Raw genomic sequence first — 23,112 nt, forward strand, 5'->3', positions numbered from 1 at the left:
TAATCTAAATGGGACCGCTTTGTCAGTACTTTCAGTTAATAATTTGTCGGTAGTTAAAAGAGATAGGTTATTATTTTCTAAGGTGAAATTTAACGTTGTTGCTGGTAGTTTGACGTATTTGAGAGGCGTTAACGGTGCTGGTAAAACAAGCATGCTTAGGGTACTGGCTGGTTTAGTTGAGCCTGAGTCTGGTGAGGTTTTGTTTCAAGGTGAAAAAATTCAAGATTGTCGTAATGACTATGCTTTAAGCTTGGTCTACTTTGGTCATAAATTAGGTGTTAACCAAACCTTAACTGCCGTAGAAAATATATTGTTTTGGTGTGATCTTCATCAGGTTATTGCCACTACTGAACAGGTTTATAAGATTTTGGCACAATTAAGCTTGGTTGGGTTAGAAGATATCCCTGTTGCTAATTTATCCGCAGGACAGCAGCGAAGGGTGGCGCTTGCAAGATTTTGGTTTAAAAAAAATGCCAAACTATGGATTTTGGATGAGCCTTTTACTGCATTAGATGTACAAGGAATCGCATTACTCAATCAACAGATTAAGACTTTTTTGGAAAAAGGTGGCGCAGTTGTGATGACCTCTCATCAGTCTTTACAAATAGAATACCCAACTACTGAAGTCACTTTGGAATACAATATTTAATGCAGGCACTGGTTTCCCTTTTAAAAAGAGATTTGTCTTTAGCCTATAGGCAAAGGGCCGAATTGATGCAACCATTATTGTTTTTTGTATTGGTCATTAGTTTGTTTCCATTAGGAGTGGGACCTGAGCCTAAAACTCTGCAGTTAATAGGGCCTGGTGTTATTTGGGTTGCTGCAATTTTGTCATCTCTATTAGGCTTAGAAAGATTGTTCAGAGATGATTTTAGTGACGGCTCCCTAGAGCAATTGATATTGTCGGGTACTTCTTTGTCCGGTGCTTCGCTGGTAAAAGTGTTTGCCCATTGGGTAACGAGTATTTTTCCACTTATTATTTTATCCCCCCTTTTGGCATTGTTTTTACATTTGACTGAACCTATGTATTGGGCATTGCTCAAAACTTTGTTGTTAGGTACACCTCTTTTGAGCCTTATTGGTGCTATTGCCGTAGGATTAACTGTAGGGTTAAACAAAGGTGGAATGCTACTTGCCCTTTTATTATTACCAGTATTTGTTCCCTTGTTAATTTTTGCAACTTCTGCGGTTGAAGCTGCTTCAATGGGGTTACAGTACAACGCGCAACTGGCCATTATAGGTGCCATGTTACTTTTTTCTCTTGCTTTGGCACCCTTCGCCATTGCTTATGCACTTAGAGTGAGCCAAAACTGATGTGGAAATGGTTACATCCTTACGCTAAGACCGAACGCACCTACCAACTTTGCCAACTTTTGTTGCCCTGGTTTTCTGTATTTGGCTTATTTATTATAATATTGGCAACAGTGTGGGGCTTAGCTTTTGCGCCAACTGATTACCAGCAGAGTGATGCTTATAGAATTATTTACGTACATGTACCAACTGCTGTCCTCTCAAAGAGTTTGTATATTGCTATGGCTGTCGCGGCTTTTGTGGGCTTGGTGTGGCAGGTGAAAACTTCTTTTATGGCTATGATGGCATTCGCGCCAGTTGGCGCTACCGTCACTTTTGTCTCGTTAGTGACAGGTGCTGCTTGGGGTAAACCTATGTGGGGTACTTGGTGGGAGTGGGATGCAAGATTGACATCGCAACTTATTCTGTTGTTTTTGTTTCTCGGTGTGATTTCTTTATATAAAGCCTTCGATGATAAACAACAAGCAGGCAAGGCTGCTGGGGTAATGGCTGTGGTAGGTATTATTAACTTACCAATAATTCATTACTCCGTTGAGTGGTGGAATACTCTACATCAAGGCGCAACTATCATGAAATTAGATAAGCCTTCTATGCCTCCTGAAATGCTATGGCCTTTATTGTTAAGTATTTTAGGATGGATACTAGTTTGTGGGGCGATATCTATGCTGCGCTTACAAAATGAAATTTTACAAAGAGATTTGAAGCGCCCTTGGGTGGTGAAATTGGCTCTTAATGAGCATGTTTGGGGTGATAAAAAATAATGTATTTTGATGGTTTTCAGAGTTTTTTGGATATGGGCGGGTATGGCCTATATGTTTGGTTGTCTTTTGGAGTGAGCTTTTTAAGCCTCGCTTGGTTATGGCTGGATTCTTTCTTTAGCAAAAAAGCCTTGTTTAAAAATGTGCATGCAGAACAAGCTCGATTAGCAAGAATTAAAGTCGCTTCTGAAAACTCAGAAAATAATGGGGTACAAGTATGAATCCAAGACGCCAAAAACGTTTGATGGTGGTATCTGCCATCGTAATAGTCATTGCTGCTGCAGTTGGCTTGATGCTATACGCCCTAAATCAAAATATTGATTTGTTTTATACCCCATCTGAAGTGATTCAGGGAAAGGAAGGAAACATTCCAGAAGTTGGTCAACGCTTAAGGATAGGTGGCATGGTAGTCGAAGGTACAGTGAAGCGTGATCAAGAAACCTTAGCAGTAAGTTTTGACCTGGTGGATACCGGACCAATTGTGACTGTTAGTTATCAAGGTATTTTGCCCGACTTATTTAGAGAGGGACAGGGCATAGTTGCTACTGGAATTTTAACCAGCCCAAATCATATTGACGCTCATGAGGTGTTAGCTAAACATGATGAAGAATATATGCCTCCTGAGCTTGCTGAAAAAATGAAAGGTATTAAGCATGTTAAACCTTCTGAAAGTAGCGATTACGAAAGTGGGGCCTATTAAATATTATGTTGGCTGAACTAGGTAATTTCTCATTAATTATGGCACTTATGGTAGCCATATTATTGTCTGTTTATCCCATGTGGGGGGCCTATAAAGGTCATCAAAAAATGATGGCCATGGCAAAGCCTCTCGCCATTGGCATGTTCTTATTTACTGCATTCGCTTATTTTTGTTTAACTTATGCGTTTGTACATGATGATTTTAGTGTGGCTTATGTTGCTAATACTTCTAATAGCACCTTGCCTATTTATTATAAATACACTGCTGTATGGGGAGGTCATGAAGGCTCTTTTTTACTATGGACTTTGATCCTTTGTGTATGGACATTAGCCGTCGCGCTTTTCAGTAAAGCGATTCCGGTAAAAGTATTGGCGAGGGTATTAGCTATTTTAGGGATGGTTGGCATTGGTTTTTACCTGTTTATGTTACTTACTTCTAACCCATTTGATCGACTGCTACCATTTTACCCAATTGACGGTAAAGACTTAAACCCTTTACTGCAAGACTTTGGGATGATCATTCATCCGCCTATGTTGTACATGGGGTATGTTGGATTTTCTGTCGCGTTTGCATTTGCTATTGCGGCTCTTATTTCTGGGCAGCTAGACTCAACCTGGGCTCGCTGGTCTCGCCCTTGGACATTAGCTGCTTGGTCATTTTTGACTGTTGGTGTGGCATTGGGAAGTTGGTGGGCTTACTACGAGCTTGGTTGGGGGGGATGGTGGTTCTGGGATCCGTCAGAAAATGCCGCTTTTATGCCTTGGATTATTGGTACTGCATTAGTGCACAGCCTTGCAGTGACTGAAAAACGCAAGGTATTTAAATCTTGGACGGTGTTTTTAGCCATTGCTGCTTTTTCGTTAAGCTTGTTAGGGACCTTTTTAATTCGTTCTGGGGTCTTGGTATCTGTGCATTCATTTGCAAGCGACCCTAGCAGAGGCTTATTTATTCTGGGTTTATTGGTAGTGATTATTGGGGGGTCTTTGTTTTTGTATGCTCTGAGGGCGTCACAAATCAAAAGTAATGGCCGTTATGGCTTAGTGTCGAGAGAAGTCTTCCTAATGGGAAACAATATCTTTTTGACAGCCGCAACTTTGGTTGTGTTGCTAGGGACGTTACTGCCATTGGTTCACAAAGAATTGGGGATGGGATCTATCTCTATTGGGGCTCCATTTTTTGACCAGATGTTTACCTACTTGATAGTACCTTTTGTTTTATTACTGGGAGTTGGTCCTTTATCTAGGTGGAAAAATCAGTCTTTACAAGCTCTTTCAAAACAAATAATGATAGCTCTTGGTTTAAGTCTTTCTGCCGGCTTACTAGTCAACGCTGGTTTTGAGCAATCCACTTATATGGCAGACCTTGGATTGGTAATGAGTTTTTGGGTCATAATTACCACTGTTATGGAGGTGCGGCAGCGTATTGAGCCCCAAGTCACAGCGGGTAAATATTCCATATGGCAAAGTTTACAAAAGCTAACGCCAAGTCATTGGGGCATGGTATTAGGGCACCTAGGTTTTGCTGTAACATTAATTGGTATTACATTAGTGAGTGCTTATAACACTGAGCGTAACGTCAGAATGGCAGAAGGTGATAGCGTTAACTTGCAGGGTTATGAATTTGTGTTTAAAGGCATATCTCAATTGCAGGGCCCTAATTATTCAGCTGACGTTGCTCACGTTGACGTGTACCAAAACTCACAATTGGTTAGTACGCTAAAAGCTGAAAAACGTTTTTACCCTGTGCAAAGAAATGTGATGACAGAAGCTGGAATTGATTCAGGTTTCAGTCGAGACTTGTTCGTTGCATTAGGGGAGCAGCTTAAAAATGGCGACTGGTCATTACGCATTTATGTGAAACCATTTATTAATTGGATATGGGCTGGAGCATTTATTATGGCGATAGGTGGGGTATTCTCGATTTCTGACAAACGTTATCGAATGGGAAGTCTTGCACGTAATGCTAGCTCCGCTAAAGAAAATCCTAAGAACTTGATGGAGCAAACATCATGAAAAAATTTATGATTTTTCTTTTACCTTTACTTGTGTTTTTGGGATTGCTGGCTTTTTTATATCAAGGATTATTTTCAGATCCTAGAGAGCACGAATCAACTTTGCTTGAACAATCAATGCCAAAGTTTGTGTTGCCTGATTTAATGGAGACACAGAAAACGTATAGTCAGGAAATTTTCGAGGGTAAGGTTACGCTTTTAAATGTTTGGGGCGTTTGGTGCGTAACTTGCGCCGTTGAATTACCTTATTTACAACAGCTAAAGGAAGATGGAAAACATATTGTCGGTCTATATTACGACCAAGATATTGATCCTGATTTTGGTATTAAAACCGTTGCAAGAGTGCAACAAGAAGTAAAAGAAAAGCTTGCTCAGTTGGGTAACCCCTATGCGTTTAATATTTTTGATGTAAAGCGGGATTTGTCACTTGATTTGGGTGTAACGGGTGCGCCAGAGACATTCCTAATTGATCAGACAGGAAAGATTAGACTACATCACATTGGGGATATTAATCCTAGGGTCTGGAATACTAAGTTTGCACCTATTTACAACAAGTTGGTGGCTAACTAATGAAAGGTTTTAGCTTTTTAATTTTTAGTTTTTTATTTGGGCAGAGTTTGTCGGTATTCGCCACTGAAGATAAATTTTACTTTGAAGCTCCCGAACAACAAGCGTTATTCTTTGAATTAACTAAGGAATTACGTTGTCCTAAATGTCAAAACCAAAATATTGCTGATTCTGATGCCATGATCGCAATCGATTTAAAGCGCAAGGTTTATCAGTTATTACAGCAAGGTCAAACTAAAGAAGAAGTCATTGATTTTATGAAGCTGCGTTACGGTGATTTTGTTTATTACCAGCCACCGGTCAACTCAATGACAATTTGGTTATGGTTATTGCCACTATTTTTTATATGTATCGCTATTGCAGGTATTGTATTGGGCCGTAAAAGACAAGTTTCTCATTTAGATGATGAAAAATTGAAGAAAGCGAAAGCCTTATTGGAGTCTGACTAGTGAGTATTTTTTATATATGGGGAGCATGTTTTATTTTCTTTGCTGCAGTACTGTGTTGCCTTCCATGGATTAGAGAACAAAAGCCCAACGCCAATATCATTAATAACAAGGTATTGATTAAACAAAGATTAAACGAGCTTGATAGTGAGCAAGAACAAGGGTTGTTGGATAGTACAGATACCCAGCAGTCTAAAGAAGAGCTTACCCTTGCTATGCTTGATGAGGTATCGGCTCAGTCTCAGCAATCACCAAAAGTATCACCTATTATTTTGTTAGGTGCATTATTAAGTATTGGCGTTGGTGTGGCTGTTTATTGGCAGGCTAATCAAATATCACAAATTGAACACTGGCAAAATGTACAACAAAAAACAAGCGAGCTTGGGCAAAGAATGATCCAAGGAGATGCTAGTTTGCAGTTAGATGATTTGAAAGATTTTTCGTTAGGCTTGCGTACTAAGTTAATTGATAACCCCGAAGACCCAGTTGGTTGGATGTTATTAGGACGTGTTTATGGAGCCATGAACAGTATAGATAATGCTATTCAATCATTTGAAAAGTCGTTAGAGCTTGACCCTACGAATACCAGTACGATGGCAAGTTACGCTCAGGCGTTGTTGATGACAGGCCAAGAAGGGCAAGTGTTAAGGTCCAAGCAGGTTTTATTACATTTGTTATCTGTAGAGCCCGAGAATACTAACGCCATGGGGGTACTTGCTGTTGTAGCTACTCAACTTAACGATAAACAGCTAGCTCTTGAAAACTGGCAAAGCTTGTTAGCTTTTATTCCAAATACAGATTCGAATTTTAAGTTAATTGAGCAACGTATTAATCAGTTGAAGTTTGAGTTGTCAGCAGCTGATGACACTCAGTCTGAGCAATTAATCCCTAGTGTAGCGATTACTGTAAACTTAAATAGTGATTTACGGTTACCAGAAAAAGGCTTTTTATTTGTATTTGCTCAGGAAAATAATGGTGCTATGAAAATGCCAGCAGCAGTGGTCAAAATGCCTTTAGGGGATTTTCCTGTGGTAATTGAGTTATCAAATAAAAATGCTATGTTGCCTAATTACACTTTGTCACAGCTAAATGACGTAAAAATAGTGGCCCGTATATCGCCAGATGAAGACGTTACTCAGTCAACAGGGGATCTGCAGGGAGAGCGTCTTATTACCCTAAGTAGTGAAAAACAAACCAACGAAACTATTTTAATAGATAGAACTTTATGACAAACAAAAAAATGATATTCAGTTTTTTAAGCCTTCTCTTATTGTTAGGTGGTTGTACGTCTACTCGGGTAGTAGACGGGCAGGCTCAAGAATATAATGACCCCAAAGATCCTATTGAGCCTTTTAACCGTGTTATGTGGGACTTTAACTATGATGTATTAGATGCTTATCTTTTACGACCAGCCGCTGTTGCTTACGTTGGGGTTATGCCACAGTTTGCTCGTACTGGGCTGTTAAATATGGCAGAGAATTTGGAAGAACCTTCTAATTCACTCAATAATTTATTGCAAGGTAAGTTAGAAGGATCCTTTATTAGTTTAGGGCGATTTTTACTCAACTCTACGGTGGGGTTACTTGGTTTAATCGATGTAGCAAGTGAACTAGGTATAGAGGCAAAAGAAGAGGAGTTTGGTGAAGTGCTCGGTAAATGGGGGGTGGGTACAGGTCCGTATCTTATGATCCCAGCATGGGGACCCACGGATATTCGTTCGGGAGTGGGAGACGTTGTGGACTCTTCTTATTCACCATTAGATAGTCTGAATTTTTACGCTTCGTTTTTTAGAACTGGGATAAAGGTATTGGAAAGCAGAGCCGCGGTTATTTCACAAGAGCAGCAACTAAACTCTTCTGCTGATCCTTATAGCTTTGTTAAAAGTGCCTATTTTCAAAACCTAGAATACAAAGTGCTAGATGGTAAAGTCGTAGTTTCAGAGGAAGAAGAAGCGCTGGATGATGATATTGACGCGTTTTTGGATGACCTTTAAACTTTACGTTTATTAAAAAAGCCCCGCTTATTAATTGTAAGCGGGGCTTTTTTATTTAATGCTTGCAGTTCCTAATACCCTTCAGGGTTGTCTGCTTGCCATTTCCATGAATCTCTACACATATCTGCTAAACCTCTCTTAGCTTCCCAACCTAATGCATCAAATGCAGTTTTAGGATCAGCATAGCAGGATGCGACATCGCCACTGCGGCGAGCAACGAATTGGTAAGGTATTTTTTGGCCACTTTGCTTTTCAAACTCTTTAACCATATCTAGAACGCTATACCCTTGGCCCGTTCCTAAATTATAAGTCACTATACCCACATCGCCTTGTAATTTTTCTAAGGCCTTTAGATGACCCGTAGCTAAATCTTCAACATGTATATAGTCTCTAACACCAGTCCCATCGGGCGTATCGTAATCATTGCCATATATAGATAATTGTTCACGTTTTCCGGTAGCTACCTGTGTAATGTATGGCATGAGATTGTTTGGAATGCCATTTGGATCTTCACCAATACGGCCTGAAGGATGGGCGCCTGCTGGATTAAAATAACGCAATAGAGCAATATTCCACTCTGGATCTGATTTATATAAATCTTTTAATACCAGCTCAACCATAAGTTTAGACATACCGTATGGATTGGTAGGTTGACCTGTTGGCATATCTTCACGTAAAGGAAGTTCTACGGGATCTCCATATACAGTAGCGGATGAGCTAAACACTAGATTTTTTACACCAAACTTCTTCATGGCTTCACATAAAGTTAAAGTGCCATACACATTATTGTTGTAATAATTAAGAGGTTTCTCCACAGACTCACCTACTGCTTTTAAGCCTGCAAAATGAATGACTGCATTAATTTTATGCTTGGAAAATAGCAACTCTAAAATTGTGTGGTCACGAATGTCACCTTGAACAAATATCGTATTTTTGCCGGTTAACTCTGCAACTCGTTTCAGTGATTCTTCCGAAGAGTTACATAAATTATCTAATACAATGACTTGATTGCCTGCTTCTAATAACTGCAATACTGTATGGCTACCAATATAACCAGCTCCACCGGTTACTAAAATTGTTTGCATTTTATTCTCCTTGAAATTTATGTGACGGAATATATTTAGCGACTAAACCATAATGAAATGGTTTTATGAATAAAGGGTAAAGTAAAGTTACCAGTAAAGCCCAGATTATTGCCATCCAATTTGTTGCAGTTTGTAATATGAGAACAAATACAGGGATGACTACTAATAACTTTAAAACATTGAGTAGCAGTTTTTCAGGACCAATTAACTTTTTCTGGGCAACTTGTACCGCCTCTAAACGTTTTGTTAGTGGTAGATGCTGAATCTGTGGAATGTTTTTGGTTGAGAAATATAATTTCAACTCAATACCTTTGAATTGCCTTTAATTTAGACACAATATTATCACTATAAATATATTTATATGAAAAATATAAACCAAAACGCCTCCAAATAATTATGAAAATTTAGAGGCGTTTGATTACTAATTAGTAAATATATTATTTACATAGGTTTTAATCTTTGTTGAAAGATGCTTTTTCGGCAAGCTTTTCCCATTTCCCTGATTTTATTGATAATAATCCTGCAACTAAGGCGGCTGCAATAGTAATTTGGCCAATTCCCATAAATAGGTTGGGCATATCGCTTAAGTTGTCTGGATCGAGTCCTCCAGCTAATAAACCAGCGGTAACGTTTCCAATCGAATAGGTTAAAACAAAAACCCCCATCATTTGACCTGCAAAACGTTTGGGAGATAACTTACTTACCGCAGCTAATGCTACAGGGCTTAGGCACAATTCACCTACAGTGTGTAAAAAGTAAGTGGCTACTAAGAAATAGGGGGCAGCTTTTAAACCGCTCGCTGCAACTTGTGCAGCAAAAAACATAACAATGAAACCCGAGGCCATGATAACTAAGCCAATTGCGCATTTGATTCCGTAAGACGGGGTAATCATACGTTTGCCTAAGTTAACCCATAATGCGGCGAAAAAAGGAGATAGTGTAATGATGAAAAATGAGTTTGCTGATTGAAACCATGCTGGAGGTATTTCGAAGGTTCCTATCATACGTTCAGTATAATCACGACCAAATAGGTTTAAAGAAGAGCCTGCTTGTTCGAACCCAGACCAGAAAAAGATCGATGCGAGACAAACAACGAATAGCGCCCCTAGCGCTCGTTTTTCGTCAGGAGAGAGATTACCGAAAATGTAAACACCAGCGTAGTAGGCTAAAAATACTAGTGTAATAGCAATCGCTACATATTGAGCTAGTGTGACTGGGTTTATTGTAAGTAGCCCAGTCATCATACAAAACGTAATTGCAGCTAGCCCTAGTAAAAAGGCAACTATAACTCCCCAACTTTTTTTCTGGCCTGATTCTGATAGTTTTAATAATGGAACAGCTCCTACACCATTGAGCTTATTAATTGTGGCACGATATTGAAGTAAACCAATTGCCATACCTATTGCTGCGGCACCGAATGCATAATGGTAACCCGCATTGACTTGTAGCCAACCACAAATGGTATACCCGATGAGAGAACCAATATTGATTCCCATGTAATAAATGGTATAACCTGCATCGCGGCGCTGGTCATCTGCTGCATAAAGCTGGCCCACAAGAATGCCTACATTGGGTTTGAGTAATCCTGTTCCTAAAACCACTAAGATTAACCCAATATAAAAACTCCATGATGCTGGGATCGCTAAAACAATATGGCCACACATTATGACAATGCCGCCATACCATACTGCTTTTTGACTACCAATTAAGCGGTCAGCAATCCATCCACCAGGTAAACCCATGAAATACACAGCACCAGTATATAAACCATATATCGCTGTTGCTGAAGCTACGGTAATAGCTAGTCCTTCTTCTTGGATACTTGCAGTCATGAAAAGTACTAACAAAGCACGCATCCCGTAATAACTCATACGCTCCCACATTTCTGTGAAGAAAAGAGTCATTAAACCTTTTGGATGTCCGAAAAAGCTAGTATCTAATTGGGTACTATTAGGTTGTTCTGTCGCCATCTATTTTGCCTTTTTTGTATTTATTTGATGATTAAGTTTAGATACGCCTACTATTTATAATTTTATTGAATTATTGCTATATCTAAACAATTCCCTGTAAATTTTTAAATGTTCAACACGGTTATACTAGAGCGCCACGTTGAAAACAATATAATCACAATGAACTTATCTAAAATAACTGCATGAATGCTAGACGTGAATTCTTTTGATGCACTCAAGTGGTGCTTTAAACTCAATCTAAAGCAACTTAGAATTTAAAGAATTGAAAGTAAGTATGAAATAATTGTTAGATAATAAATATTGTTAATTCAATTGCTTACAGTCAAAAAAGCGCTGCCCTCATCTGTTATCATCTTGTTTACATTTGGGTGCCAATTTTTAACATGATATTGCTGGTATTGCAGCAACCTAATTTGTTACTATGCACCGCAATGAGTCGTTAGCCTTCTGTATATTTTTCTTTTCGTACACTTTAAGTATATTTCAAATTACCTAGTATGGTATTTGAATAGATTTTAAATGAGATACAAGCTAACACTATTTTTAGTTTAGGATTTAATGCAAAGAGGCTTAATTATTGCTTTGCATTTAGATATAAAAAATAAAGGAAATTATTAATGCTGAATCACCTAGAGTTCGCGCCATTGTTTACTGCGTTTATGGTAGCAACTATTTTGTTGGTGATTATGACACCATTAGCACATCAATTAGGCTTAGTTGATTCACCTGATGATAGAAAAACACATATTGGTATGATACCTCTTACTGGAGGTGTATGTATTTTTGGAGCTGTGTTTTTTGCCTGTTTCGCTACCGATGTTTGGTTTAAAAACGGTACCTTATTCTTTACTGCTTCAGCGTTTATCGTTCTTTTAGGTATGTTAGATGACAAGTTCGATTTAAGTGCTAAAGGCCGTCTCGTTTGTCAATTTGGTGTGGCTGCCATTATGGCTTACAGTGCACAAAACTATCTCACATCGCTTGGTGACATACTTGGATTTGGAGTTGTTGACTTCGGTTTCTTTGGTTATTTCTTTACTCTTATATGTGTTGTCGGTGTTATCAATGCTTTTAATATGATTGACGGCATTGATGGGCTAGCTGGTGGTATGAGCCTAATTGTTTTAGGCAGCTTTGTTTTGCTGTTGTTAATTGCTCAAAATGGTGAAGCCGCCATGGGGCCTCTAGTTGTTATCGCTGCAATTGTTCCATTTTTAGCTTTTAATCTGAGTGTAAAGGGATTTAAAGGTAATAAAATATTCATGGGAGATAGCGGCAGTATGTTTGTGGGTCTAACTATTGTCTGGTTGCTAGTTGAATATTCTCAAGGTGGTGAAGCTGCCATGAGACCTATAACAGCTGTTTGGTTAATTGGTTTGCCTTTAATGGACATGGCAGCAATTATGTATAGAAGAGCTAGGAAAGGTAAGTCTATGTTGCAACCTGATAAGCAACATCTACATAATATCTTTATGCGCGCTGGTTTATCTTCTAGAAGGGCTTTGGTAGCAATCTTATTGCTCGGATGTTTTTACGCTGCCGTAGGCGTTATAGGGGAAATATTACTCGTCCCAGAATATATAATGTTTTGGGGATTTATGGTTCTTTTGATTATTTATAGTGTGATTATTCAGCACGTCTGGAGAATTCTAACTATTTTTAGAGCTGAATCTGATCCTAAAAATTAACTCAGGCTTATTTCGTTAGTAACCTTTGAATGTGTTTCATCTCGCGTTATTATCCTTTTCAATATTCCAGACCGTATAATTTATGATAAAACCGAATAGTATTTTTTTATTAGGTATTCTTCTTCAAGGATGCTCTTCTATTGAACAGCCCGTTGCCAGCCGAGCTCTTGTAGAGTACGAATTTGGCAATGGCGCAGTAGTTTTACCCTTAAATCAACAACTTGTATTATCTCAAGCTGATGATGATAAAAGTGTTCAACTGGGTAACAAGAAAGCAGAGCTGGGACCAATATTCTTTGCTGCTAGCGGAAAAAATTGCCGTAAAGTTAAATTTATAAAGGGTGGCCAACGTGTATATTGTAAAACCCGCGCTGGTGATTGGTATGCAGTTAACCCTGTGTTAGCCACTTATAGTGAAGTAGCAATAGGAGGAAATCAATAATGAAAAAACCTAATCGCTTCGTTTCTTCTATGACTTTTAAGCTAACGTTAGTTATCGCAATTTCTGTGTTTATTAATAATGTCTTTGCTCAACAAGCTCCAACCCAAGAACAGTTACAACAGGCTCAACAAGCGAGTCAAAGTCAGCGGGTTGATTTATCCCAATATATTCAATCTGGCGGCAACAGTACAGGGCGAGGGGGGAGCATTAACCTACCTTCAGAGTCAGGGCCTATGCCTGCAGGTGAAGAAGGACTTCCGCCGCCATTTGGAGCGAACTTATTTCAAGGTGGATTTGAAACAGAACGCAGCGATGGTTTAAATTCTTCTTATTTAGTGTCGCCTGGTGACAAAATTGCCATTCAAATGTGGGGAACAGTTAATAGTTCTGAAGTGGTTACTGTTGACAATCAAGGGAATATATTTATTCCTGAGATTGGCCCGATTAAAGTACAGGATACACCTGCAAGCCGAGTGAACTCCGTTGTTACTCAGGGGATTAAATCAATATATACAAATAATGTTAGTGTGTATGTAAATCTTCTTACGGCAACGCCCGTGAGTGTATTTGTAGCCGGGCCTGTTTTGAGGCCTGGTCAATACGCCGGTTTGGCTTCTGACTCAGTACTTTTCTTTCTTAAACGAGCTGGGGGAATAGATCCTCACAGAGGTAGTTATCGCAATATTACGGTAATTCGTCAGGGCGAAACGGTACTGAGTTACGATTTATATGACTTCCTAAGAATGGGTAAGTTACCGGCTTTTTCATTCAAAGATGCAGATGTGATTTTTGTGGGTGAACAGGGCGCTATGGTGAATGTTGAAGGTGCCGCAAGGTACCCGTTTAGATTTGAATTAGAAAAATCCAAACGTTCGGGCACTGCTTTAATGTCTTATGCGCGACCATTGTCAAAAACTAGTCATGTGGCAATTACAGGCAATCGACAAACAGGCCCTATTTCGGTTTATTTACCTGTCAATGAATTCGACCAATTCACCATGGCTGATGGCGATACTGTGTTGTTTAATGATGACATTAGGCCCAAGGTGATCAGCGTGCAAATCTCTGGTAGCTATGAAGGACCTTCATATTATGCTGTGGAAAAAGATACGCGTTTACTCGACTTACTAAGCCACATTGAAATTGATCCTCACCAAGCTAACTATGGCTCAATTTATATTAAGCGTGAAAGTGTGATGGAACAGCAAAAGATACTAATCAATGAATCCCTAGATCGCTTGGAACGCAGCTTATTTACAGCTCCAGCTTCAAGCAGCGGTGAAGCAACTATTCGAGCGCAAGAAGCCCAACTCGTATCACAGTTTATTGCTCGGGCAAGACAAACCCAACCACTCGGAAAAGTGATAGTATCTGAAAATGGAAAAGTTGCAAATATTCGCCTTGAGCAGGGTGACGAAATTGTCATTCCAACACAAACAGACTTAATCCAAATCGCTGGTGAGGTGCTTATGCCCCAAGCAGTGGTTTACAACCCTAATGCCACCGTATCTGATTACATTGCTTGGGCCGGTGGATTTAGTGAACGCGCCGATGATGACCGTATTGCCATTGTTCACGCAAATGGCATTACTAGCTTTGTATCCCCTGGCAGTGGTGAGCATTGGTATAGCGCTGAAGACCCAACCACACTAAAGGCCGGCGACCAAATTTTGGTACTACCTAAAGTAGACGCTAAAGTGATGCAATCAATCAAAGACGTCACTCAGATTATCTATCAAATCGCTGTTGCAGCCAATGCAGCAACCTAATTGTTAGGTTTAGAATAACTCATGACAATAGTTATTAAGCGCAATAAATGGGAAATATGGCGAGACGTCATTTTCGCCCTATTTGCCCGGGAAATACGCACTGGGTTTAATGATAAGTTTGGTCTGAGCTGGGCGGTGTTAAATCCAGTTGCCTTTATTTTTATATTGTCTTTTTTAAGAGGTCGACTGGATGGTGGAGAAACCCATACTATTCCAACTTTTACCTTTATGGCAATTGGTATATTGTTTATTCAGAGTTTTATTCAAACTCTAGGAAAGTCTGCTAGGACGATTAAACAAAATAAACCTTTGTATGCTTTTCGACAAGTGCAACCCCTTAGCGCTGTTATTGCTGGCGGCTTTTTTCAAATATTGATTAAGGCATTTGTAATTATTGGTATCATAATAATTATGTATTTCTTAGGCATAGATCTGCAAATATCCGATCCATTATTGTTTATCAGTTGCTATTTTCTTTTGATTTTACTTGCTATGGGGATAGGATTAGTTTTTGGTATAGCTGAGTTATTTGTGCAAGAGTTTAGTAAAATACGAGAGATGATGACACGACCCTTGTTTTTTATTTCCGGAGTATTTTTTTCGTTACAAGACATTCCAAAGGAATACTGGCACTATTTAAATTGGAACCCCATCCTACACGCTATTGAATTAACGCGCTATTCTGTTTATTCCACCTATGGCCACCAAGGTGTTAGTGTAGGTTATTTGGCTTGGTGTGTACTTATCTTTACGTTTTTATCATTGGCTTTGTATCATACCTTATGGAAACAGGCTATAAGTCAATGATCAACATCAATGATGTTACTAAATACTACCCTTCTAAACTGGGTAAACAGTATATTTTTAAAAATCTTTCTTTTGAAATACCCAATGGTCATAACATCGGCATATTAGGCTCTAACGGTGCAGGTAAATCAACGCTCTTTAGATTATTGTCCGGGAGTGAGTATCCTAATAACGGTAGTATAATAACGGATTTGAGTTTATCTTGGCCTGTTGCTTTAACTACCGGTATTCATCCATTAATGACAGGCAGAGAAAATACTCGTTTCATTGGGAAAATCAATGGTGTTGCTGACTTAGATGCCTATGAAGAGCGTGTCAAAATGTTTGCAGAATTAGGCAATAAATATAATTTACCGGTTAAATCCTATTCAAGTGGTATGAAACCACGTTTAGCTTTTGCTTGTTCTATTGCTATCGATTTTGATGTTTACCTTATTGATGAAGTTACTTCAGTGGGCGACGCAAAATTCAGACGAAAAGCCAAAGAAGCGCTATTGGAGCGCAGTGAAACAGCAAACGTTATAATGGTTAGTCATGAAATGGATGAAATTAGACAGTTCTGCGACAGTGCAATCGTGCTACACAAGGGTGAGTTAACATTTTACAATGATCTCGAGCAAGGGATCGAACAATATCAGGCACTATAGTATATGACTCAACAAGTCCAATTAGAATTAGAGAAGCGTTTTTCTGAGTTAAAAATTTCGTTAACCAACGAACAATGGTCTGATGTCAACTTTTTGAATAACAAAGTCGAAGAGTTGGAACAATCTGATATCGCGCTGGCCTTCAGGTTAATGCAACGGGTTAAAAATTTAGAACCCTCTGAACGCAATGTACAAAAACTAACGGAGTTGAAAGTTAGAGCATTGAAAGAATTCCCTGATCTTGCGACATTATCCTCTTCTGAATCCAATAAAATAAAGAATCTATTTAATAACGCGCAAAGTTTAAAACAACAAGTCTCTGGTGTTTTTACACATCCGCAAATGGCAAAGTTTAAGAGACCATTCGCTTTATTTGTGTTAATACCATTTTTTCTTTTTGTTTTTTATCAACTTATTTTAGCAAGTCCAAGATATGAAAGTCAGGCTAAACTCATTGTAAAAGAACCGGATGGTATGGCTACGCTGGACCCGGCAATGGCATTAATGTCAGGGTTTGGTGTAAGTGCGACCAATCAAGATACTGAATTGGTCAAAGCCTTTATATACTCTTATGATATGGTCAGTTACTTAGAAAGTAACTTTGAAATAAGTAAACACTACAGTGACAGTAAATATGACTTTATTAGCCGTTTAGAAAGTGATGCAAGTAGAGAAAAATTATTGGAGTATTTCTTAAGTAGAGTCTTGGTTGAAGTTGATGAAAAGTCGCAAGTAGTGAATATATTTGTACAAGCTTATGATGATGAATTTGCCTACCTGATGAGCAAAACGATAGTTGAGCGAGCAGAGTGGTACATTAATGAAATTGGCCATCATTTGGCTAAGCAACAGTTAGAGTTTGTGAAGCTTGAACATGAGCTCGTAGAGTCTCGATTACAGACAGCGAAAACTGAACTACTTGCATTTCAACGGCGACACAATTTACTCGATCCTGAAGCTGAAGGGATAGCTTTACAACAAATCACTTATCAAATGGAAGGGCAGGTTGCGGCAAAACGCACAGAGCTAAATGCGTTAAGAAACAGCATGAGTGAAAATGCACCTCAAGTTGTTCAAGCAAGATCTCAACTGGAAAGTATGTTGCAGCAATTAGAAATTGAGCGCTCTAGACTTACTCATGACAAATTGAAAAATCAATCTCTTCCTGACGATGAAGTCAATTTGAGTGTTTCTCAAGTTTTAGCTAAATTCAGTGATTATAAAATTAACATGGAGCTAGCACTGCAAGCTTATGCTTCTTCACAGGTTTCTTTGGAAAAGTCAAGGATAGAAGCATACCGACAACTCAAATACCTAGTCACAGTGGAATCCCCAACATTACCTCAGGATGCTAGATACCCTGAGGTTTTTTATAACATCAGTTTATTCTTAGCTATTTTGTTGATGATATTTTTCATCGGTAGAATCATCTTGGCAACAGCGAATGAACTAAGATAAATCAAACTATTAGAAAGTCAAAGGTATGAATGTGAGAAAAGGAATAGTTTTAGCAGGTGGATCGGGTACGCGTCTTCATCCGCTAACATCTGTCATAAGTAAGCAACTGATGCCGGTGTATGATAAACCGATGATTTACTATCCCATTTCCACGTTAATGTTAGCCGGTATTAAAGATATTTTGATAATCTCTACCCCAGAAGAGTTACCCAGATTCAAAGCTCTATTGGGAACAGGTGAAGCGTGGGGCGTCAATTTTAATTATATAGAACAACCTTCACCAGATGGATTGGCACAAGCATTCTTGCTGGGTGAAGAGTTTATTGGTGAAGATCACTGCGCGTTGATTTTGGGCGATAATTTATATTATGGGCATGACCTTCAAGTGTCATTACGACATGCAAATAATCACTCTTCTGGTGCGACCGTTTTTGGCTATCACGTACATGATCCAGAACGTTATGGTGTAGTTGATTTTGACGATGACTGGAGAGCCTTATCTATTGAAGAGAAACCCACTAATCCAAAATCTAATTATGCAGTAACAGGTTTGTACTTCTACGATAACCAAGTAGTAGAGTTAGCCAAACTAGTCCAACCTTCCAAACGTGGTGAACTGGAAATTACCGATCTTAATAATCTTTATTTGGAACAAGGTAACTTAAGAGTTGAACTAATGGGAAGGGGGTCGGCTTGGTTGGATACAGGTACTATCGATAGTTTATTGGATGCTTCAAACTTTATTGCTGCTATTGAGAAACGCCAAGGTTTAAAAATATGTTGCCCGGAAGAAATTGCTTACCGCAAAGGCTTTATTGATGCTGCACAACTTAAAAATCTTGCGGAGCCACTGTTGAAAAGTGGTTATGGAAAATATCTGTCTAAATTGCTTACCGAGAAAATCAAACATTAAAATGAAAGTAATACATACAGACCTTCCAGATGTAAAAATTATCGAACCTAAGGTTTTTGGTGATGAGAGAGGCTTTTTCATGGAAACCTTTCGCCAAGACTGGTTTAAGCAACATGTGGCGGATGTCGATTTTGTGCAAGATAACCACAGCAAATCCAAACAGGGAATCCTAAGAGGGTTGCATTATCAATTAAAACACACTCAAGGAAAGTTGGTTCGAGTTACCAGTGGTGAAGTTTTTGATGTGGCGATAGATATGCGTAAATCGTCACCGACCTTCGGAAAAACTTGTAGCGTTTTGTTATCTGCTGAGAATAAAAAGCAATTATGGGTACCTGCAGGATTCGCCCATGGGTTTTATGTGACTTCCGAATGCGCCGAATTTGTTTATCGCTGCACCGACTATTACCATCCTGAATTTGAGATTTCAGTTCGTTTTGATGATCCTAAACTTCAAATCGAGTGGCCTTTTAGTAAAATTGAAAAGCCGGGCTTGTCAGCAAAAGATGAACAGGGACTTGACTTTAATTCAGCACCCTATTTTGAGTAATATGAACAAATTAATAGGCGATGTCTGAATGACAATAGTGGTTATTGGAAAAAGCGGTCAGTTAGCACAAGAGTTAAAACTATTAGATGATAGTTTGCTTTGTTTAGGCCGTGACGATATTGATATAACCAGTGCAGAAAGCGTTAATTCAATACTGAGTAACAATAATGTCACAGGTATTATTAATGCATCAGCGTACACCGCCGTAGATAAAGCCGAATCAGAAAGGCAACAAGCGTTTGAAATCAATGCTGCCGCGGTAGAGAATCTTGCCAAGTACGCAAATCAAAACGCTGTACCTTTAGTGCATGTTTCAACGGATTATGTGTTCTGTGGTGATAAAGGCTCACCTTATCAGGTTGATGACAAACTCGAGCCTATCGGTGTGTATGGCGCAAGTAAAGCGGAAGGGGAAAGAGTGCTTTTGCAATACGCCACCAAGCACAGTTGCATTATTAGAACCAGTTGGGTTTACTCTCAATTTGGCAATAACTTTGTGAAAACCATGCTGCGGTTGATGGCCGAAAAACCCGAGCTTGGTATTATTGATGACCAAATTGGTTCACCTACATCAGCCAGTGCTTTAGCTAAAGTTTGTTTATACGCAGTTAATCATAATGTGAATGGGGTGCACCACTTTACCGATACAGGTGTGTGCAGTTGGTACGATTTTGCATTAGCGATCCAAGAACTAGGCGTCAAAAATGGAATATTAGATAAATCTATTCCGGTTAAGCCTATTTCAACCTCAGCGTATCCTACTCCAGCAAAAAGACCGAGCTATAGTGTATTAGATAAAAGTTCACTGCAGTTGGCTTTTGACGGATTAGAACTCAAACATTGGCGAGTAGAGTTGAGTGATGTTATTCACCAACTAACCTCAACAAAATAATAAAAGAAATTTCAAATGACCAAAAACAAAGTGTTACTTGTCACTGGCGGTGCTGGGTTTATCGGTGCTAACTTCATATTGTATTGGATGCAGAATAATCCAGAAGATACAGTCATTGTGCTCGACGCCCTTACGTATGCGGGGAGTCGGGAAAATCTAGCACCTGTAGAATCTAATGACAAATTTGTATTCGTTAAAGGCGATATTTGCGACACACCATTAGTGGAATCACTATTAGCTGAATACCAAGTTGATACTACTGTGCATTTTGCCGCTGAGTCTCATGTCGACCGCTCTATCACCGGGCCCGATGCGTTTATTGAAACCAATATTATTGGTACTTATAGCCTACTTAAGGCGGCTAAAAAAGTGTGGATAGACCTTCCCACAGCTGACGGGAAGGAACCTTTGCAACACCGTTTTCATCACGTCAGTACTGATGAAGTATATGGCACGTTGGAGCCAAATGTTCCAGCTTTTACCGAAGATACTCCATATGCTCCTAATTCTCCCTATTCAGCTAGTAAGGCGGCCAGTGATCACCTAGTAAGAGCTTACCATCACACTTATGCCTTAGAAGTAACCACTAGTAATTGCTCAAACAATTATGGTCCTTACCACTTCCCAGAAAAGTTAATCCCCCTCATTATTACTAATATTTTGCACAATAAACCCTTGCCTGTTTATGGTGATGGCCAGCAAATTCGAGATTGGCTTTACGTTGAAGACCATGCCCGCGGAATAGAGTTAGTTATTAAAAAAGGCCGCATAGGTGAAAATTATAATATTGGCGGCCACAATGAATGGGCGAATATTGATATTGTGAAACTGGTTTGTGAAAAAATGAACCATGCGTTTGTTACTAATACCGAGTTACAAGAAAAGTATCCAAGTGCAACGAAGGCGATTCAAGGTCAAGCTGAAGACCTAATTACCTATGTTACCGACAGGGCAGGCCATGACAGACGTTATGCAATAGATGCCACTAAAGCTAGTAATGAACTAGACTATAAGCCCCAAGAAACATTTGAAACTGGGATCAATAAAACGATTAAATGGTATTTGAAAAATGAGAGTTGGTGGAAAATGCTTGTTGAGTTTTAATCGTCTGTTTTCCGCAGAAATGAAATTTTAGTTACTTAAAAAATATCAATAATCGTTTAGATAACAAATATATAGACCAAAAAACAATAGAGACAGTTATGGGTGTAATTTTCTTACAAATTAGTTATTATTTATTGATTAGCAGCACTCAAATTAACAGTTTTCCAGTTTATATTTAAATTGCTAAATCAAACAGATAATAAACAAAAGAAGATTAAAGGATATAGAGTTTGAAAATTATCATTACCACTGAAAACACGGAGCTCTGGCGAAGTTTAGCAAACTCATTAGATGATAAGAATATCAAATTTATAGACTCATATAGTGATTTAGAAAATAATGCAGAAAGTCAACTTGTCTTTTGTTTCCAACCCGTAACTGACTTAGAATTATTCGCGAAAAATTTGCAAACAAATAAAATTGAGTCGGCTTTACTGTTTTATCAACAAAGTGAATTTGTTCTCGCAAATGCAGTTAGTCAAGGTGAAAATTTAGAAACCGCCACTAATCAATGGCAACAAAAAGGTGACTTATTGTTGAACGTTCATAAACAATATCGCCGTAAAATTAAACTGATTAATTTAAATCAAGCATTTCTTAATCAAACTACTTTTGCCGAACAAATGAACGAGCAGGGAGTTTCCATTCTTGACAACTTTGATTATCAACTTAACTCCGACTTTAATCTACTGCTTGCCTGCCAACATGTTCGTCAGGAGCAAAGGTTAGCGCATTTAAATCTCGTATTAACAGCTAGCAGCTTGCCGGTATGTGAGACGATTGATTTGGCTTTGGACAGCAACAAGGTGTTAGAACTGAATGTTACTGAGAGTAGTACAAAAAAAGAGTTAGAAAAAAATATTGAAACTTTAAGCAATCAACTAAAAGAACAAGTTAACGCTATGGGTTTAGCTAACCAAGCGTTAAATCGCGAGCAGGAGGTTGTTGCTACATTGCAAGAAGAGTTAGAACAGCTCCATTTGAATTTCGAAAGTGAAACACAAAAATTTAATCAGACTGAATTAAAGTTATCAGCTCAAGTTAAAGATACTTCAGCCATATTAGAGCGAGAAAAAACGGACCGAGAGTTGTTAGAACTGCAATTAAACCAAGTACAAGGTGAGTTGGAACAATTTTACTCGAATTTCGAAAGCGAAACACAGAAATATAAACAGACAGAATTAAAGTTATCATCACAACTCAAAGACACTGAGACCAAATTGGAAGGTGGGAAAAGTGAAATGGAGCTGTTTGAACTTCAATTAGGCCAAGTACAAAGAGAGTTGGAAGAATACTTCTTATCCAATCAAACCAAAGATAATAAAATATTAGCCTTTGAAAATGAACTAGAGTTGCTGAAAAAGAACAATGCTGATTTAGATAAACAGCTGACTATATCAACAAACTCATTGTCTTCGTTAAATAAAAAGATTGTCAACCTCAATGTTGAGACAAAACAAAAAGATAAAGCTCAGGTTAAAAATTTACAGCAAATCAAATTAAAGCAGATGAAGCTGGATAAGCAAGCCTCTCAAATCGCCAAGGCAAAGAGTGAAAATGACATTCTTAAGCACAATTTGAATCAAGCAAAAGCTGAACTAGCTAGGATTAAATCATCCACTTTATGGAAATCGGCAGATCCTGTTCGGAAATTGGTAAAAGCCGTAGGGAAAATGGATAAAAAGAAAGCTAGATTACAGGAAAATATAGGGTTGTTGCTAACCTCCGAATATTTTGATGCCGCTTGGTACTTAGAAACTTATCCCGATGTGGCGGCTTCGGAAATTAATCCTGCAGAACATTATCTAAAATTTGGCGCCAAAGAGGGTCGTTTCCCAAGCCCTCAATTTGATGGAAATTGGTACTTGCAACGCTACCCTGATATTGGCGATACAGACATTAACCCACTAATCCACTTTATAAAGTTTGGAATAAGTGAAGGAAGAAGTGCCTCCCCAAAAATGCTTGTTAATCAGAATAAACCATAGTGGCATGGAGGAC

At 38.7% G+C, this 23,112-nt stretch carries 24 protein-coding genes; 21 read left to right on the forward strand and 3 right to left on the reverse strand.

The genetic code is table 11. The annotated features are described in order from the left end of the window. Nucleotides 1–19 precede the first annotated feature (19 nt). Genes ccmA through EOK74_RS02835 form a run of 10 tightly spaced genes read left to right on the forward strand, consistent with a single transcriptional unit; the run spans nt 20 to nt 7,786 of the window. Nucleotides 20–649 carry a cytochrome c biogenesis heme-transporting ATPase CcmA gene (gene ccmA, locus EOK74_RS02790; protein ID WP_133468382.1) on the forward strand — a complete coding sequence of 210 codons (630 nt, stop codon included), beginning with the start codon at nt 20–22 and terminating at the stop codon, nt 647–649. Continuing rightward, nucleotides 649–1,314, forward strand: a complete 666-nt coding sequence (ccmB, locus tag EOK74_RS02795; RefSeq protein WP_133468383.1) for a heme exporter protein CcmB — start codon at nt 649–651, stop codon at nt 1,312–1,314. The genes ccmA and ccmB overlap by 1 nt, the downstream gene beginning before the upstream one ends. Further along, nucleotides 1,314–2,072: a heme ABC transporter permease gene (locus tag EOK74_RS02800; protein ID WP_133468384.1), complete on the forward strand. Its 759-nt coding sequence runs from the start codon at nt 1,314–1,316 to the stop codon at nt 2,070–2,072. Before ccmB ends, EOK74_RS02800 begins: the two co-directional genes overlap by 1 nt. Then, nucleotides 2,072–2,290 (forward strand): heme exporter protein CcmD, encoded by a 219-nt coding sequence (gene ccmD / locus EOK74_RS02805; RefSeq protein ID WP_133468385.1) that lies wholly within the window; start codon nt 2,072–2,074, stop codon nt 2,288–2,290. The genes EOK74_RS02800 and ccmD overlap by 1 nt, the downstream gene beginning before the upstream one ends. Next, complete coding sequence (gene ccmE / locus EOK74_RS02810; RefSeq protein WP_133468386.1) at nt 2,287–2,769, forward strand: cytochrome c maturation protein CcmE; 483 nt, start codon at nt 2,287–2,289, stop codon at nt 2,767–2,769. The genes ccmD and ccmE overlap by 4 nt, the downstream gene beginning before the upstream one ends. A gap of 5 nt (nt 2,770–2,774) precedes the next feature. Further along, entirely contained in the window at nt 2,775–4,781 is a 2,007-nt protein-coding gene (locus tag EOK74_RS02815; protein ID WP_133468387.1) for a heme lyase CcmF/NrfE family subunit, read from the forward strand. Beyond that, on the forward strand, nt 4,778–5,350 hold the full coding sequence (locus EOK74_RS02820) for a DsbE family thiol:disulfide interchange protein (protein WP_133468388.1): 573 nt from the start codon (nt 4,778–4,780) through the stop codon (nt 5,348–5,350). The genes EOK74_RS02815 and EOK74_RS02820 overlap by 4 nt, the downstream gene beginning before the upstream one ends. After that, nucleotides 5,350–5,796 (forward strand): cytochrome c-type biogenesis protein, encoded by a 447-nt coding sequence (locus EOK74_RS02825; RefSeq protein ID WP_133468389.1) that lies wholly within the window; start codon nt 5,350–5,352, stop codon nt 5,794–5,796. The genes EOK74_RS02820 and EOK74_RS02825 overlap by 1 nt, the downstream gene beginning before the upstream one ends. Further along, complete coding sequence (gene ccmI / locus EOK74_RS02830; RefSeq protein ID WP_133468390.1) at nt 5,796–7,022, forward strand: c-type cytochrome biogenesis protein CcmI; 1,227 nt, start codon at nt 5,796–5,798, stop codon at nt 7,020–7,022. Before EOK74_RS02825 ends, ccmI begins: the two co-directional genes overlap by 1 nt. After that, entirely contained in the window at nt 7,019–7,786 is a 768-nt protein-coding gene (locus tag EOK74_RS02835) for an MlaA family lipoprotein (RefSeq protein WP_133468391.1), read from the forward strand. Before ccmI ends, EOK74_RS02835 begins: the two co-directional genes overlap by 4 nt. 71 nt (nt 7,787–7,857) lie before the next feature. Here EOK74_RS02835 and galE read toward each other — a convergent pair whose 3' ends face one another. The 3 genes from galE to EOK74_RS02850 all read right to left on the reverse strand — a co-directional run bounded on the left by galE (nt 7,858) and on the right by EOK74_RS02850 (nt 10,841). After that, nucleotides 7,858–8,871 (reverse strand): UDP-glucose 4-epimerase GalE, encoded by a 1,014-nt coding sequence (gene galE / locus EOK74_RS02840; RefSeq protein ID WP_133468392.1) that lies wholly within the window; start codon nt 8,869–8,871, stop codon nt 7,858–7,860. A 1-nt stretch (nt 8,872) separates the two neighbouring features. Then, nucleotides 8,873–9,172 (reverse strand): DUF6170 family protein, encoded by a 300-nt coding sequence (locus EOK74_RS02845; RefSeq protein WP_133468393.1) that lies wholly within the window; start codon nt 9,170–9,172, stop codon nt 8,873–8,875. A 151-nt stretch (nt 9,173–9,323) separates the two neighbouring features. Continuing rightward, the gene (locus EOK74_RS02850) at nt 9,324–10,841 is read right to left on the reverse strand and encodes a peptide MFS transporter (RefSeq protein ID WP_133468394.1); all 1,518 of its coding nucleotides are present in this window, start codon (nt 10,839–10,841) and stop codon (nt 9,324–9,326) included. 617 nt (nt 10,842–11,458) lie between these two features. Here EOK74_RS02850 and wecA point away from each other — a divergent pair. The 11 genes from wecA to EOK74_RS02905 all read left to right on the forward strand — a co-directional run bounded on the left by wecA (nt 11,459) and on the right by EOK74_RS02905 (nt 23,099). Next, on the forward strand, nt 11,459–12,529 hold the full coding sequence (gene wecA, locus EOK74_RS02855) for a UDP-N-acetylglucosamine--undecaprenyl-phosphate N-acetylglucosaminephosphotransferase (RefSeq protein WP_133468395.1): 1,071 nt from the start codon (nt 11,459–11,461) through the stop codon (nt 12,527–12,529). Nucleotides 12,530–12,611: 82 nt separating this feature from the next. Next, nucleotides 12,612–12,971, forward strand: a complete 360-nt coding sequence (locus EOK74_RS02860) for a hypothetical protein (RefSeq protein ID WP_133468396.1) — start codon at nt 12,612–12,614, stop codon at nt 12,969–12,971. After that, nucleotides 12,971–14,740 carry a polysaccharide biosynthesis/export family protein gene (locus EOK74_RS02865; protein ID WP_133468397.1) on the forward strand — a complete coding sequence of 590 codons (1,770 nt, stop codon included), beginning with the start codon at nt 12,971–12,973 and terminating at the stop codon, nt 14,738–14,740. The genes EOK74_RS02860 and EOK74_RS02865 overlap by 1 nt, the downstream gene beginning before the upstream one ends. 21 nt (nt 14,741–14,761) lie before the next feature. Continuing rightward, entirely contained in the window at nt 14,762–15,547 is a 786-nt protein-coding gene (locus EOK74_RS02870; protein WP_133468398.1) for an ABC transporter permease, read from the forward strand. Then, on the forward strand, nt 15,544–16,194 hold the full coding sequence (locus tag EOK74_RS02875) for an ABC transporter ATP-binding protein (protein WP_133468399.1): 651 nt from the start codon (nt 15,544–15,546) through the stop codon (nt 16,192–16,194). The genes EOK74_RS02870 and EOK74_RS02875 overlap by 4 nt, the downstream gene beginning before the upstream one ends. Nucleotides 16,195–16,197: 3 nt before the next feature. Then, nucleotides 16,198–17,652, forward strand: coding sequence for a KpsE/RkpR family capsule polysaccharide export protein (locus EOK74_RS02880; protein WP_133468400.1), 1,455 nt, complete (start codon nt 16,198–16,200; stop codon nt 17,650–17,652). A gap of 25 nt (nt 17,653–17,677) precedes the next feature. Beyond that, nucleotides 17,678–18,565, forward strand: coding sequence for a glucose-1-phosphate thymidylyltransferase RfbA (rfbA, locus tag EOK74_RS02885; protein ID WP_205964472.1), 888 nt, complete (start codon nt 17,678–17,680; stop codon nt 18,563–18,565). 1 nt (nt 18,566) lies between these two features. Next, the gene (gene rfbC, locus EOK74_RS02890) at nt 18,567–19,115 is read left to right on the forward strand and encodes a dTDP-4-dehydrorhamnose 3,5-epimerase (protein ID WP_133468402.1); all 549 of its coding nucleotides are present in this window, start codon (nt 18,567–18,569) and stop codon (nt 19,113–19,115) included. 28 nt (nt 19,116–19,143) lie between these two features. Then, the gene (rfbD, locus tag EOK74_RS02895; RefSeq protein WP_133468403.1) at nt 19,144–20,007 is read left to right on the forward strand and encodes a dTDP-4-dehydrorhamnose reductase; all 864 of its coding nucleotides are present in this window, start codon (nt 19,144–19,146) and stop codon (nt 20,005–20,007) included. A gap of 15 nt (nt 20,008–20,022) precedes the next feature. Continuing rightward, nucleotides 20,023–21,111: a dTDP-glucose 4,6-dehydratase gene (rfbB, locus tag EOK74_RS02900; protein WP_133468404.1), complete on the forward strand. Its 1,089-nt coding sequence runs from the start codon at nt 20,023–20,025 to the stop codon at nt 21,109–21,111. Between the two features lie 230 nt (nt 21,112–21,341). Next, nucleotides 21,342–23,099 carry a coiled-coil domain-containing protein gene (locus EOK74_RS02905; RefSeq protein ID WP_133468405.1) on the forward strand — a complete coding sequence of 586 codons (1,758 nt, stop codon included), beginning with the start codon at nt 21,342–21,344 and terminating at the stop codon, nt 23,097–23,099. The last annotated feature ends 13 nt before the right edge of the window (nt 23,100–23,112 follow it).

Source organism: Paraglaciecola marina (genome assembly GCF_004360155.1).
GTDB lineage: Bacteria > Pseudomonadota > Gammaproteobacteria > Enterobacterales > Alteromonadaceae > Paraglaciecola > Paraglaciecola marina.

What these genes read in the sequence shown, in the direction of transcription:
- ccmB (WP_133468383.1), top strand. Translation starts at nt 649, where the DNA reads ATGCAGGCACTGGTTTCCCTTTTAAAAAGAGATTTGTCTTTAGCCTAT.
- EOK74_RS02800 (WP_133468384.1), top strand. Translation starts at nt 1,314, where the DNA reads ATGTGGAAATGGTTACATCCTTACGCTAAGACCGAACGCACCTACCAA.
- ccmD (WP_133468385.1), top strand. Translation starts at nt 2,072, where the DNA reads ATGTATTTTGATGGTTTTCAGAGTTTTTTGGATATGGGCGGGTATGGC.
- ccmE (WP_133468386.1), top strand. Translation starts at nt 2,287, where the DNA reads ATGAATCCAAGACGCCAAAAACGTTTGATGGTGGTATCTGCCATCGTA.
- EOK74_RS02815 (WP_133468387.1), top strand. Translation starts at nt 2,775, where the DNA reads ATGTTGGCTGAACTAGGTAATTTCTCATTAATTATGGCACTTATGGTA.
- EOK74_RS02820 (WP_133468388.1), top strand. Translation starts at nt 4,778, where the DNA reads ATGAAAAAATTTATGATTTTTCTTTTACCTTTACTTGTGTTTTTGGGA.
- EOK74_RS02825 (WP_133468389.1), top strand. Translation starts at nt 5,350, where the DNA reads ATGAAAGGTTTTAGCTTTTTAATTTTTAGTTTTTTATTTGGGCAGAGT.
- EOK74_RS02835 (WP_133468391.1), top strand. Translation starts at nt 7,019, where the DNA reads ATGACAAACAAAAAAATGATATTCAGTTTTTTAAGCCTTCTCTTATTG.
- galE (WP_133468392.1), bottom strand. Translation starts at nt 8,871, where the DNA reads ATGCAAACAATTTTAGTAACCGGTGGAGCTGGTTATATTGGTAGCCAT.
- EOK74_RS02850 (WP_133468394.1), bottom strand. Translation starts at nt 10,841, where the DNA reads ATGGCGACAGAACAACCTAATAGTACCCAATTAGATACTAGCTTTTTC.
- wecA (WP_133468395.1), top strand. Translation starts at nt 11,459, where the DNA reads ATGCTGAATCACCTAGAGTTCGCGCCATTGTTTACTGCGTTTATGGTA.
- EOK74_RS02860 (WP_133468396.1), top strand. Translation starts at nt 12,612, where the DNA reads ATGATAAAACCGAATAGTATTTTTTTATTAGGTATTCTTCTTCAAGGA.
- EOK74_RS02865 (WP_133468397.1), top strand. Translation starts at nt 12,971, where the DNA reads ATGAAAAAACCTAATCGCTTCGTTTCTTCTATGACTTTTAAGCTAACG.
- EOK74_RS02870 (WP_133468398.1), top strand. Translation starts at nt 14,762, where the DNA reads ATGACAATAGTTATTAAGCGCAATAAATGGGAAATATGGCGAGACGTC.
- EOK74_RS02875 (WP_133468399.1), top strand. Translation starts at nt 15,544, where the DNA reads ATGATCAACATCAATGATGTTACTAAATACTACCCTTCTAAACTGGGT.
- EOK74_RS02880 (WP_133468400.1), top strand. Translation starts at nt 16,198, where the DNA reads ATGACTCAACAAGTCCAATTAGAATTAGAGAAGCGTTTTTCTGAGTTA.
- rfbA (WP_205964472.1), top strand. Translation starts at nt 17,678, where the DNA reads ATGAATGTGAGAAAAGGAATAGTTTTAGCAGGTGGATCGGGTACGCGT.
- rfbC (WP_133468402.1), top strand. Translation starts at nt 18,567, where the DNA reads ATGAAAGTAATACATACAGACCTTCCAGATGTAAAAATTATCGAACCT.
- rfbD (WP_133468403.1), top strand. Translation starts at nt 19,144, where the DNA reads ATGACAATAGTGGTTATTGGAAAAAGCGGTCAGTTAGCACAAGAGTTA.
- rfbB (WP_133468404.1), top strand. Translation starts at nt 20,023, where the DNA reads ATGACCAAAAACAAAGTGTTACTTGTCACTGGCGGTGCTGGGTTTATC.